Source organism: Paenibacillus sp. GSMTC-2017 (genome assembly GCF_016019935.1).
GTDB lineage: Bacteria > Bacillota > Bacilli > Paenibacillales > Paenibacillaceae > Pristimantibacillus.
In genome coordinates, this window is the sequence record NZ_JAECMT010000007.1 from 14,547 (window position 1) to 28,642 (window position 14,096).

The 14,096-nt window shown below is 40.5% G+C and carries 6 protein-coding genes and 1 tRNA gene; 3 read left to right on the top strand and 4 right to left on the bottom strand.

The window, feature by feature from the left end; genetic code table 11:
* Positions 1-255: 255 nt before the first annotated feature.
* Entirely contained in the window at positions 256-4,029 is a 3,774-nt protein-coding gene (locus tag I6N90_RS22180) for a non-ribosomal peptide synthetase (RefSeq protein ID WP_197937905.1), read from the top strand.
* 97 nt (positions 4,030-4,126) lie between these two features.
* Here the strand turns inward: I6N90_RS22180 and I6N90_RS22185 are convergent, their stop codons facing one another.
* The 3 genes from I6N90_RS22185 to I6N90_RS22195 form a co-directional block, all read right to left on the bottom strand.
* A complete protein-coding gene (locus I6N90_RS22185; RefSeq protein WP_197937906.1) occupies positions 4,127-5,203 on the bottom strand; it encodes a hypothetical protein in 1,077 nt (358 codons plus the stop codon).
* Between the two features lie 280 nt (positions 5,204-5,483).
* Positions 5,484-6,860 carry an S-layer homology domain-containing protein gene (locus tag I6N90_RS22190; protein ID WP_197937907.1) on the bottom strand — a complete coding sequence of 459 codons (1,377 nt, stop codon included), beginning with the start codon at positions 6,858-6,860 and terminating at the stop codon, positions 5,484-5,486.
* 160 nt (positions 6,861-7,020) lie between these two features.
* Positions 7,021-7,098: transfer RNA gene (locus I6N90_RS22195), tRNA-Arg, on the bottom strand.
* A gap of 347 nt (positions 7,099-7,445) precedes the next feature.
* Here I6N90_RS22195 and I6N90_RS22200 point away from each other — a divergent pair.
* Entirely contained in the window at positions 7,446-10,121 is a 2,676-nt protein-coding gene (locus I6N90_RS22200; RefSeq protein WP_197937908.1) for an S-layer homology domain-containing protein, read from the top strand.
* Positions 10,122-10,507: 386 nt separating this feature from the next.
* Complete coding sequence (locus I6N90_RS22205; protein ID WP_197937909.1) at positions 10,508-13,300, top strand: S-layer homology domain-containing protein; 2,793 nt, start codon at positions 10,508-10,510, stop codon at positions 13,298-13,300.
* Positions 13,301-13,343: 43 nt separating this feature from the next.
* Here I6N90_RS22205 and I6N90_RS22210 read toward each other — a convergent pair whose 3' ends face one another.
* The gene (locus I6N90_RS22210; RefSeq protein ID WP_197937910.1) at positions 13,344-14,054 is read right to left on the bottom strand and encodes an aspartate/glutamate racemase family protein; all 711 of its coding nucleotides are present in this window, start codon (positions 14,052-14,054) and stop codon (positions 13,344-13,346) included.
* Positions 14,055-14,096 lie beyond the last annotated feature (42 nt).

A 14,096-nucleotide genomic window follows, 5' to 3' on the forward strand; every position in this document is an offset into this window, starting at 1 on the left:
TCATTGTGAAACTCATTTTTTGTATTGAACAATGATTCTAGAAATTGTACAGTAATAATTAGCTGATCGACATAATTCGCGATACAATGCATGACACCCCAGACGATATCCTTCCTTGATTAACTTTCCATTGTAAGCGCCTGAACTCACATGATGATCGTAACACAGAAGAAAATTTAGGAAAGGCAATAAGTCTTTACTCAATATTCAATATTGACGTTTGTTTACGTGTGTATCGAAACAGGGGGCTTAATAATGGACAACAAAAACAAAGAGATGGAAAGCTATTGGCTCGGAGAGCTTACGGAGCCACTGCCGAGATTGGGGTTGTCTTACGATAAGACACCAGATATCACTAGTTCTTTTAAAGGTGATATTGTAACAACTAATGTAGGAAGCTCGCGAATGGAACGGCTGGCAACGTATGTGCAGCATCATCATACGACTGAGGAGTCGTTGTTTTTGTCATGCCAATTTGCTTTGTTATACAAGCTGACGGGTGATCTAGATATGTTGATTGGTACCTCGGTTATGTCAAACGAACTGATGTACACACAACATTTGAACGGACAACTTCCGAACGGACTGGGGTTACCGATAAGGGTCAACTTTGACGAGAGGATTAGGTTTTCTGATTTGCTTCAGCAAGTAGAGGAGAAATGTTTGTATGGACTTCGCAATAGTCAGTATCTATTCGAAGAACTTGTAACGAGGTTTGATTCGGAGCGGGTGGGTGCTCTCGATAATGCACCGTATATTTCGATGTTCCGATATAGGGACTCTAATTCCCCTCACTATGCCGATGTTGGGGCTTCTTTAGCGTTTTCTTTGCAATGTCGTAAGGATGACAATGATGTTACGCTGCAAATGGTCTATGACACATCGTTATTTAGAGCAGATACAATAGAACATTATATGCGATATTATTTACATATTGTTGATCAGGTGCTGGATGATCCTGATATCGGTCTAGTTTCTATCGGATTACTTACAGAGCAAGACACTGAGGAAAGGTTAATGGTCTGCTTTGATTTTTCGATGGATTACGTAAGGGGACAACTGACGGCGCATAAGCAATTCGAGCAGCAAACCGTACTTACTCCTGAAGCTCCGGCTATAGTGTATAAGCGGCAGATTGTGACTTACCGGGAACTTAACGCCCGCGCGAACAGGCTTGCCCGTACTTTGCGGGGCGATGGGCTTACTCCTGATCAAATTGTGGTTCTAATAGCAGAGCGTTCACCTGATCTGTTGGTTGGCATATTGGCTATTTTAAAAGCAGGCGGCGCTTATCTGGCTATTGATCCTTCCTTCCCGGAGGAAAGAAAACAATATATGTTGGAGGATTGTGGTTGCCGTCTTTTGCTTGTGCAGCGAGAGCTTAAAGGAGATATAGACGCAGAGCGTATTTGGTATCTGGATGATGAGTTAAGTTATCACGAGGATGACAGCAATCTTGATACGTTGTCTAGAGCAGAGAATTTGGCTTATGTCATTTATACGTCCGGTTCTACAGGACGACCAAAAGGTATTATGATTGAGCATCACGGCTTGACCCATTTTTTTGCTGGCTTTGTAGCTCAATTGCCGTTCCAGTCGGGGCAACGTATTTTGGGACTTGCTACGGTATCCTTCGACATCTTTATTGTAGAGTCGCTGTTTCCGTTATCGCTTGGCATGACGATTGTACTTGCAAGTGAACAGGAGAAAAATGATCCTTCCCGCTTATCCCGCCTACTTACAGAGGAACAGGTAGATGTCTTGCAGTTAACTCCATCACGATTCAAGTGGTGGTCAGCACAGAGCGGCGCTGCTGAGGCTTTTGGCCGCTTAAGCCTGCTTATGATTGGCGCGGAGCCGTTGACCCCTTCGGTATGGCATTCACTTAAAGCTTGTTTGAACCCATCCGCCCGTATATTCAATTTGTACGGACCGACAGAAACGACGGTTTGGGCTTCGGCACAAGAGGTTACGGAGGAACGTAATCCGATTACGATTGGCCGAGGCTTGATGGGGGCAGTGTTCCTGGTTATGAATGCTGACGGACAGCTTCAACCTGACGGAATACCGGGAGAGCTATACATTGGCGGAGCTGGACTTGGCCAGGGGTATATGAATCGTCCTGACCTTACAGAGATAGCATTTGTTGAACATCGTTATTGTCGGAAGGGTAAGCTTTATCGTACTGGCGATATAGTCAAAAAGCTTCCAAATGGGGAGTTTTTGTATATCGGGCGCAAAGATTTTCAAGTTAAAATACGTGGTTACCGGATTGAACTCGGCGAAATTGAGCAAGTACTGCTTGCATTCTCGGGTATTCGCGAGGCGGTCATTCATACTATTCCGGTTGCGGGACAAGAGGAACAGATGTTATGTGCCTATATCGTAGGGGAGGAGAAATTGGATGCGTCAAAGTTGCGCCAATATCTTGCGGAGCAGCTACCGACGTATATGATTCCTTCTTATATGATGAGGTTGGATGCTATTCCGCTAACTCCTACTGGGAAAGTGGATCGTAAGTCGCTGCCTGATCCGACGAAACATCCCGCAGGTATGTTACAAGTTCCCCCATCTGGTGGAGAGCAAGAGAGAGAACCGCAAAACGAGAAAGAAAGCGCTTTATTTAATGTATGGGAAAAACTTTTGGGCCACCGTTCCTTTCATAGAAACCAGTCCTTCTTTGAAGCTGGAGGTAGCTCCATTATGATTATTCGAGTATGCAGCCAATTGGAGCAAGAGGGATGGAAGCTTGCAGTAGAGGATATGTTCCGTTTCCTCACAATCGCCAGCACTGCGCCGCTTTTGAAGCGTACGGCTTCAGTATTTCAAGAGTGGAGCCTGTTTTCGGGAACGATTGAAGGAAAGGTTGATTTGATCAGCCAGCAACAAGCATATATGGCGAAAGCTTATGCAAGCACAAGTGGAAGAGTATATGACAACAGAGTAGTATATCGTCCCGGCGGATTCAATGAGAGACTACTTTCGTTTGTGTTAGGGCGTTTGATGGAACAGCACGATGCTCTTCGCATTGCGTACTTCCCTAAGGGAAGAGAGGTTACTCAGTACAATCAGGGAATGTTTACACCTCTCTACAAGCTCGATATAAGCGAGTTACCAAAAGATCAACCAAGTCTATCTTTCATAGAACAGATTGTAGAGGACACCAATCGCCGAAGGGACAGATTTTCCGACTGTCGTCTCGAGACGCATTTGTTTAAAGGGGAAGCGGGAGATTATTTGGCCGTCATGGGAGATCCACTAGTGATGGACGCTGTCTCATGGAATATTTTAATAGAGGATTTGTTCTCAGCCTACAAGCAAGCCGATGCCTCGCTTGATATACGTTTACCTGCCAAAACCAACTCGTTTCAACTTTATTCCAAAATAATAGAGGAGAAGCTAAGCGGTCATAACATTGGCTACTATCATGATGTTAGCTTGCATCATACAGCCATGCACAGACATAGATTCAGTTTGGATAAGGAGTTGTCTAACCAGCTGACCTCTTCTTTTGCTAATGAAATCGACGAGTGGATTGTAGAAAATATATTAGCTCATTCGTTGCTTCAAGCGTTGAGTGATGAGGGATTTGACGAGCAGGTGCATATTAGGATTGATGGTAGAAACATTGATATGTCTGGGCTAAGTTATAGTCGGACTATCGGCAGAATGGATCAAGTATTGACGGTTGCTCTGAAAAACTATTGTTTTGAGCCGGATAGACCTGTTCACGAGATTGGTATAGGGAATGAATTGAGGGAGCCGACTGCGGAAGACGGTGAAGAAGAAGCATCACCTCGTATTCTGATTCGGATGGACAAGCTGGCGACTTTTTTACCCGATATGGAAGTAATCAATGAATACCGCCAGCCCACCGGAAATTATCATATCGAAGGTTCCTTCGGTAGGTTCGGGACAGAGGTATATGTTGCGCTGGATTATGCCAATAGCGAGGAATTGGTCAAAATGCGACGGATTGCAGACACAACTCTTAAACTGATGAGGGACGTTATCGGTTGGATTGAATAGTGGGCTTTATAAAGTAGACAAAACCGCCTGACGTTACAGGCGGTTTTTGTAATTACACTAGAATGGATAAGCGTCAGAGCTAGTTGCGAAAGCAACGTTATGGGAGCGGAATCAGCTCCGCATTATGCTGTTTAAGTTGGTTCATTAAAGTAGGGATTAGTTCAAGTTCCATATCCTTCATATATTGCAGGTTTTGCTTGATGTGTTCATACACATCGGGTACTTCCTTCACGACATGCTCGGCGTATAGGTTACGCGATTGGTGAGCAAGTTGCTCCAGTTCAAGGAAACGAAGAAGAAAGTTTTCATCCTGCGGAAGTTTATTTTCTTTTTGGAGGAAAACGACTCGGTTTCTTAACATTTTTTTGTGCTCCCAGAGCAAATGAAGTTGCCTTGGTGGATTAGGTCTCAGAAGGGACCCGGGATCATTTTTTATAATCTGAAAATGTTCAGAAAGATGATCATAACAGGAAATCCCGAATGCTAAATACTCAATATCGGATGAGAAATAGCGGTTCTGGTCATTGTTGCTACTCACTGAACGCAAATATTCGTCTAGTTGTTCATGAATTAATCGGATATTCAATGAGTAGACGAGATGAGGAAGAAGCGTAAAAAAGTAATTGTATTGATCATAGATTTCGTGATTTTTTAAATAGTTATCAATAGAATGAAAAGCCTGTTCCAGTTCCTCAAAGGAGGTTTCATGATAACCTAATAACAGATCTTTGCCAAACCCATATGTATGATAGATTTGGCGCTCCTCGTCATAACCGTATATAAGTACATGATGGGGAAATGGGTAAGCTTGATATGCGGTCGTATAGGAGATATGGTATTCGTCAAGAAATAAGACAGGATACACGCCCTCCTTAATTTTTTTGGTCAAAAAAGGGTGCAGCTTGTCCTTGAAAATCTCATAAAGCATAGGTGTATCAAGCGTACTGGATAAAATAAAAGGATTATGATTAAGTTCGTTATTGCCTCCTCGATAAAAGTCGAAAAATAATTCCTGTTTTTCCTCCAAATAGTTTTTGTTGCAGCAAACCTGAATAAAGTTGCTATAAAACCAAGAGTTGAAATGAGGCATTGTACTTGTTGTACTAAGGGTGTACGCCCAGCTGAGCAGGCCGTAAAGTGGTGGATGTACAATGGGAAGAACGTGCTTGGACAACGTAATGAACCTCCTGTTCGATGGCGATGATAGGATGGAAATACGTGTTATGAAGTTTGTTGTTCTCATGGGGTTAGATCCTGTTATTATACCAATTGTTTGGTCTTTTTGTAAGAATATAAACGATATAAGGGGGAATGACCACTATAAAAGAATAGACAGTCTTATGACAAATCTGCTGTACCTTATGGAATATATCCGCGGAAATAAAAAAGAACCGCACAATAGTGCGGATCTGGTTGACCTACTTGGAAATTAACTTCAAACTCGTTTTTTAGGGTTATACCGGGCTTAGGCTTCCAGTCATCAAGGCCTTTGAGGATGCAAGTCCGACAGGGTTGGCACCAGCCGTTCGCAATTCAAATTGAGTTTTATGGAATCCCTTCTTGTGCAGAGTTGTTGGAATCTGAACGGACATCTTTAAGCGTGTTGCGTACTGTACGTAAGCCGAAAGTTCGAAACCTTGCGGACCTCCCCAAGCGACGACAAGAGGCTGCGATTGGCTACCTTCCTGAACAATTTCCGGCGCTCCCAGTTCTGCAACCGAGCCAAACGTAATGTCCTTACTCGTCACTTTATCGATACTAACATAAAGCTTAGCACGCTGCTGAGCGTCGGCTCGCTTAATATAGCCAGAGATAGTCAAACTCACTTGGTTTACTTGATTATATGTAAAACTACTATAATGAGGACGTAGAGTTAAGTTTGTTTTGTCGGCCTTTATAAATATATATTCGTTGGATCTGTCGGACAATTGTCCTTGCGCGTCTTTCGACTTTACATAAAAAACGGTATTGGATAAGTTAGGGTCCAGGTTCTCTAAGGTAAAAGAAGTACCCGCTGTCGATCCGATCTTTATTCCATCCCATCCCATAAAAATATCGTAGCCCGCAATACCGGAGACGTCGGAAGGCGCGATCCACGTAAAAGTGATACTAGCCCCATTAGCTTCCGTTACGGAAAATTGGGTAGGCGCTGATGGTTTGGCAGTTTCACCAGGTGGTTTCTTGCTATAGGTATTCAACGAGTCGAGTAAATTAACACCCATGACGGCAGCCATCTCGCGATTGGCATTGCTTATCGGATTGAAAGTGCCATCAGGACTACCAGAGATGAGGTTTAGCTCTTCAGCCATCGCCACGTAGGGTTTGGCCCAAACAGAAATGTGGTTGGAATCGACGAATGAGGGAGTATCATGTTCGTCTAGAACAATAGCCGCATTCGACCAGGTTATCGCCGAGATTAGCAGCTTGGCCGCTTGCTCACGCGTGAGAAGCCCATCTGGATTAAAGCGGCTATTACCTACTCCGTCTACTATGCCTGCGTTACGCGCGGAGTTGATGTACGGCACTGCCCAACCCTTAACATCGGAAAATTCGGGAGATGTGGTATTCGATTGATCGATCGGCAACTTTAGCGCTCGGACCAGAATAGCAGTGAATTCGGCCCGAGTTAAATAGCCCTTTGGATTAAAATGTGTTTCGTCTACTCCGCGCAAGATACCTTGCTGGACAAGGCGGTTAATGGCATCTTTGGCATAGGACTGCTCAATATCTGTAAAAGCAGAACTGTTCGATACAGCTGTCACAGCTGTAGTAGATCCGAAGCTGGCAGCAATTAAAAGGCTGCACATGATCTTTTTTGCTATATTTCTCATACTCGTTCACCGTCCAATTATCATTTCTCCCATCCTATCATAATTGCCCTAACCTTTCATTATGGTGTTATTACATCAATTATTTTAAACTTCTATCTGGGAGCCATTGTTACAAAAAAAAAAGAACCGCACAACAGTGCGATTCTGAAGCCTTTAAGTATGGCGCGCCGCGGCGGGATTTGAACCCGCGACCCACCGTTTAGGAAACGGTTGCTCTATCCAGCTGAGCTACGGGCGCACGACAAATTATAGTTTATCACGGAGCTATGAGTGGAGCAACTAAATGATCAATGTGTATCCCCATTACAATGATATGTAATTATCTAGTGAGTGCAGAACTACGTGGTAAACCCAATGTCTTGTTTTAAATATTTAGGTCAAAATACTCAAATAAGTACAAACGGTCATTTAAAATAGTAGATAAGTCATAAAAAAGTATCGTGTTATGGTACATTATGTATTACAATATTTTAGGTTGTAAATTTATTAGATAGGTTTATGCTGGTGCATAGGACTGAAAAAACTAGATTTTAATCTATGAGGTGTACTTCTTTATTATTTTGATATGAAGATGGAGGGATTTAATTGTTGAAGTTTAACAAAGTAAACAAAGCAAAAAGATGGATCAGTTTACTCCTTGTTGCGGCGATGTCATTTACGCTACTTGGAACAGTTGGAGCAAGCACAAAACCAGTAAGTGATATTGACGGCCATTGGGCTGCGGAAAGTCTGCGTAAGTGGGTAGATAACGGATTATTAAAGGGATATGATGATGGGTCTTATAAACCGGATCGTCATGTAACAAGAGCAGAGTTTGTTTCTCTGATCAACCGTTCTTTTAAATTGACAGAGAAAGCAGAACTTGCTTTCGCAGATGTGGACAAAAAAAGTTGGGTACACGAACAAGTTTCTATAGCAGTAAAAGCGGGTTATGTTAACGGGTTTTCGGATGGATCATTCCGTCCTAATGACAAGATAACGCGTGAGCAATCAGCTAATATGGTATTTAAATTGCTTGGATTAAAGGTTTCTGAAGGAAATGCAGTGACGTTTACTGACGCTGCTAACATATCAAAATCTAGCAAGGATGCAGTAGCTACTCTTGTTAAGGAGAACATAATCAATGGCTTGCCAGATGGATCTTTTAATCCACAAGGCTTCTTGTCCAGAGCTCAGAGTGTAACACTACTAGATGCTGGTCTTGCATATAAAGTTCCAACTACTACCTATGATAAAGCGGGCGTATACGGTGATAAGTCAGTTGCAGAAACCGTTTATGGCGATGTAGTTATCTCTGCACCAGGCGTTACCCTTCAAAATATGACGATTAAAGGTGACGTTACCGTGACAGCTTCGGTTTATGAAGGTGATGTTCATTTCAAAAAAGTGAAAATTGAAGGCGAAACAAAGATTCAAGGTGGCGGTCCAAACTCTATCCATTTTGAAGATTCTGTTTTGGTACGTATTACTGTTGACAAAAAAGATGGTTCCGTCAGAGTAGTTGTTGCCGGTGCATCTTCCATTCAACAAGTTGTAGTTAATTCTTCTGTTAAGTTAGAAGAATCGGGTGTAACGGATAGTGGATTCGCTAATATTCAATTAGCAAAAGGACTTCCTGCAGGTTCCCAAGTAGATTTGCTGGGCAAATTCGAAAATGTGGACATTTTATCTTCAGACGTTAAAGTGAATGTTCCAAGTGGAACGATAAATAACTTAAATGTACAAGCAGGTGCAGTAAATAACATAATCAATCTTAACAAAGATGCAAAAGTTATTAAACTAATTCTAGACGCAGTTGCGAAAATTGTTGGTGGAGGTAGTATAGAGAATGCTACGGTGAGTAAAGATGGTGCAGCATCTAGCTTCGAAACAAAACCTAATAAGGTAGAAGGATCAGGAGCAGTGACACCAACGTCAACACCAGTATCGAATGGTGGCGGAAGTGGTGGTGGAGGGCCAGTTTCAACACCTGCACCGCAACCAACGCCAACAGCAACACCAGTACCAACACCAGTGCCAACACCAGAACTGACACCAGAACCAACAAAAATATCACCAGAAGATTGTTTAAAAAATAATTGTCTTTTTACAGAACTAGAAGCTTTGGAATTTAAAAACTTTAAGTTAATTCAATTGGACTTTATGAATGTAAAAACTGAAAAAGAAGGCTTCGATCCGAAAGTAAAATCGTATAGCATAATAACGGAAAGAAACATGGAGTCAATTACAGTTCCGATAACCGTAACAAAATCTGTTTATGCTAGTAATGTCACTATTAGCTTGTGGAACGTGCAGAATGAAAAATATAAAGAAATAGCTATTGGAAACGAGCCTGTTGATATTACGATCAATCCAATGGAAGATACTATTATTAAAATAATTGTGAGAAATAATTATTCAGATCTTCCCGGTGAATATAAGATATATATTCAATATCCGAGAACGATTCAAGAAGGAACCAAAATATTGAAAACTCCATCGTTTGATCCAGTAAATAAATCATGGAAAAATTTTTACATGCTAATATTTGGAACAATAAATGGAGAGAAGCTGACATATGGTACTCATGTTGTCAAATTATATACGAATAGGCCTATAACTGAATGCATTGGATCTTACTGTTCTATTGCAGAGGAAGATATAATCGACGGTAATGGTAAGTTGTATATTGAAGTGTATAAAAATAATAAGCTGTTTGCAGAAGGTCTATACGAGTATAATACTAACCCGGTGCAACTATTAAACGAAGATATGATTATTGAAGTAGATACAATGGATAAACAAGAATTGGTGAATTACCGTGATAAGGATATGTTTAACCAATATCCCTATAGTCATGGTTTTCAAGCATATATTAATTCAAAAAAACTTTTAGAAATTATGCCTAATGTTAAATATATTGGAGAAACCATTTGGGACATACAGGCACCAACCAGCGAGATTAAATTAGCTTTGAATCAGGATTACGTAAAGTTGAGAATTAATGCTCTAGGTTTTGAGTATCCTATTATGTCACACGATATTCTTTTTTTAGATCGTATTGATAATAAACAATCAGAACGAATGCAACTTGTTGGAAAGCGATTTACTCAATGGAATATAGAAGGCCTACCAAAAGATGCACATGATTTAGTATATTATGTTGTATTGTATGATGCATCTTATAATCCAATTGGTTATTTTACTAAAGTAGTAACGTTTGATGAAAATCATGTTGCTGACGGATATACTGCAACCCAACATTGGCAAGTTAAACCTTAAATGAAGTAAAAAGTGAGCCGCATAATTATGCGGCTTTTTTGTCGTAATTATTAATCGTATTCAGCGAAAAAAGGAACGTTATAGTGGGAGAGATTGTTCTAACTAGTTGAGGTGTTTTCTCACGGTTAAGGAACAACGTTTGTTCGTTAAGTATTGTTTTAGTAATGGTATTATTATCAACCAAACAACATAGTTTTAGTTAACGTTTAGGACTATATTCTCAACAAAAAAACGATTAGCAAGAACATATTAGTAATTTAGTCTTAAAAAATGTCGTTTTTTGGGACAATTTGTATTATAATATAACTTGATATATTTTTACTAGAAAGCATGATGTTGGTCTGGTTGGTAGAGTAATAGATTTATATTTAATGGAGGGATTTAGATTGTTGGAGTTTAAGAAAGTAAACAAAGCAAAAAGATGGATCAGTTTACTTCTCGTTGCAGCGATGTCATTTACATTGCTCGGAACTGTTGGAGCAAGTACGAAACCAGCAAGTGATATTGATGGTCATTGGGCAGCAGAAAGTCTGCGTAAATGGGTAGACAATGGACTATTAAAGGGATATGATGATGGGTCTTATAAACCGGATCGTCATGTAACGAGAGCAGAATTTGTTTCTCTGATCAATCGTTCGTTTAAATTAACGGAGAAAGCAGAATTTGCCTTTGCAGATGTGGACAAAAAAAGTTGGGTACACGAACAAGTTTCTATAGCGGTAAAAGCAGGTTATGTTAACGGGTTTTCGGATGGATCATTCCGTCCAAACGACAAAGTAACGCGTGAACAATCGGCTAATATGGTATTCAAATTGCTTGGATTAAAGATTTCTGAAGAAAAAGCGGTGACGTTTACTGACGCTGCTAACATATCAAAATCTAGCCAAGATGCAGTAGCTACACTTGTTCAAGAGAAAATAATAAGCGGATTGCCAGATGGATCTTTTAACCCACAAGGTGGCTTGTCCAGAGCTCAGAGTGTAACATTACTAGATGCTGCACTAGCATATGGAGTTCCAACTACAACGTATGATAAAGCGGGCGTATATGGTGATAAGTCAGTTACAGAAACCGTTTACGGCGATGTAGTTATCTCTGCTCCAGGTGTTACTCTACAAAATATGACGATTAAAGGTAACGTTACGTTGACAGCTGCGGTTGGTGAAGGTGACGTTCATTTCAAAAAAGTGAAAATTGAAGGCGAAACAAAGATTCAAGGCGGTGGCCCAAACTCTGTCCACTTTGAAGATTCTGTAGTCGTTCGTATGTCTATCGATAAAAAAAGTGGCAAGGTAAGAATTCTAGTTGTTGGAGCATCATCTATTGAATATGTAGAGGTTCATTCACCTGTCAAACTAGAAGAGTCATTTGTTACTGATTCAGGGATATCGAATGTTAATCTTTCCAATGAATTGCCTTCTGGATCAGAAGTGGAATTATTAGGACATTATGAAAGTGTTAACGTCATGGCATCTAATGTTAAAGTTAACATTCCGAGTGGATCAATTGAGTCATTGAATGTAAAGTCCAATGCATCAGACAACCAAATCAACTTGAGCAAAGAAGCAGTTATTCTTAAGTTAGTTCTTGATGCTGTTACTGATTTGTTAGGCGGAGGTAAGATTGAAAATGCCGTTATAAATAAAGATGCAAGTGGTTCGGAATTCGAAACAAAGCCAAGTAAGGTTGACGGCGCAGGTGCGGTAACGCCAACATCGACGCCAACCCCAACTTCAACTAGTGATACTAACTCAGGTACCGGCCCAGGTCCGATAGCAACACCAGTGCCAACGCCAGAAGTAACACCAGCACCAACAGCAGAACCAACAGCAGAACCAACAGCAGTACCAACACCAGAACCAACAGCAGTACCAACACCAGAACCAACAGCAGTGCCAACACCGGCACCAACAGCAGTGCCAACACCAGAACCAACACCAGTGCCAACACCGGCACCAACACCAGAACCAACACCAAATACATGTGTTAGTGAGGCATGTAAGGTAGCTAAAATTGAAAGTTTATCATTTGGCGATTTTGAACTTCAGCAGTTGGATGGAAACTATTATTCTACGGGTACAGTTGGTTTTGATTCAGAATCGTTTAATTATAGTGCTGTTAATACTTTACTTGAACAGACTCAAATTAATTTAAGCGTAACGAAATCAACGTATTCAAAAATAAACATTTATATTGATGTATTGGATGATGTAAGTAAGAACACCATTTACTATTTTGATTACCAAGAAGATACTATTAACATTGATGTTAAACCGGGTCAAGATGTACGTATATATATGTACGTTCAAAGCGGCGATGGAATCAGAAGCAAGTCTTATAATATTATTTTCCAAAAAAGTAGAACAATTCAAGAAGGTGTAAAGATCTTCAAAAAAGATGTTTACAATTTCACATTAAAAGATTGGTCTGTAGGTTACACATTACAAATTGGTACTTTGAATGGTGATCGATCACGTGATACGGATGTTATCGAAGTATACACCAATGATAATCCAATGAAATTGATAAGAACAGGAACACATCGTAGTGTTTATCTTAATGAATCAGAGATTACATCTGAAAAGGGCACACTTTATGTTAAAATAATTCGCGATGGTGTGGTTTTTGCAGAAGGTCCTTATCATTACGACTTCTCCCCAGTTAATCAACTAACGATTGATACTGGTCTTAGAGTAGTTGCTCTAACAAAGGAACAATTAAAAGAAGAGCTTATAAACAAGCCTTGGGAGGTAACTCCATATAGTGCGGTTTCAAAAACTTATTTAAATCCAAATAAATTTAAAGAAGTTCTTCCCAATGCGAAGTACTATTCAAGTCATTCAGTTTCAGTCATGTTCCCAACTAGTCATTATCCAATGGCATTAACTAAAGAAAACGTTAAGTTGTATATTGATCCTTACGGTTCTAATACAGCATTATTTAGTCAAACAAATGATCTTGTGCTGTATGGCGATCAAGAACTCAATATAAGTTCAACATATAGCTATATCAGTACGAGTGAAGGTCAGCCAAAAGAAGTGGACGATACATTACATTACTTTGTATTCTACGATGAACAGTTTAATGTGTTAGGTTATGTTATAATTCCACTTGTATTCGATGAAGCGCATGTCGCAGATGGGTATACACCAACCAATCACTGGAAACCAGCGCCTTAAAAGAAATAAAAACAGCTAGCCCACAACGGGACTAGCTGTTTTTTTACGCTTTAATATCTCTTCCCGACAAAGCAATAGACTTCTCCACCAGCACCTGCATAGCATCGACGCTGCACTCAGCAGTAGCTGAGCTTAGTTTGATGCAGGACAGTTCAGTGCAAGCTAGAATGACGCATTTGCAGCCATGAACCGTTACAAGCTCCTCAATGAGTGCTTCCAGCTCATCAGGGGAAAAGTCCATCTGACCTTTAACGTTGGTGTAGATGATCTTCATAACTTTAGCTTGCATCTCTGCATCTGGAACATGTAGCTCCATACCGTATTGTTCGCTTACTTTTGTGTAGATGCCAGATTGTATCGTTCCGTTTGTAGCTAGAATGCCGATACGATTATTGGAACCGTACTGCTCATGAATAATCTTTAACGTTTCATCGACCATATTAATAATAGGAACAGTTGTCATCCCTTGCATGTCATCATAGAAATAATGTGAAGTATTGCAAGGAATTGCAATATGCGCCACGCCAGCATGCTCCAGCAGTTTGAAGTCCTTCGCTACTGCTTCTAGGAACCGTTCTCCCGTTCCTTCCAAAATAACAGTCGTGCGATCAGGAATCGTTGCATGATTCAGTATGACCATATCGATATGATCCTGATCACGCTCTGCGGCTGTATTTTCGATAACTTTGTCGAAAAATACAGCAGTTGCTTTGGGGCCCATTCCCCCTATTACGCCTAAGCTCTTATGCTCCATTATTTAACCTACTTTGAATAAGAAATTTTATAATTGCGATAT

Coding starts and splice junctions, on each gene's coding strand:
- I6N90_RS22180 (WP_197937905.1), top strand. CDS start 256: ATGGACAACAAAAACAAAGAGATGGAAAGCTATTGGCTCGGAGAGCTT.
- I6N90_RS22190 (WP_197937907.1), bottom strand. CDS start 6,860: ATGAGAAATATAGCAAAAAAGATCATGTGCAGCCTTTTAATTGCTGCC.
- I6N90_RS22210 (WP_197937910.1), bottom strand. CDS start 14,054: ATGGAGCATAAGAGCTTAGGCGTAATAGGGGGAATGGGCCCCAAAGCA.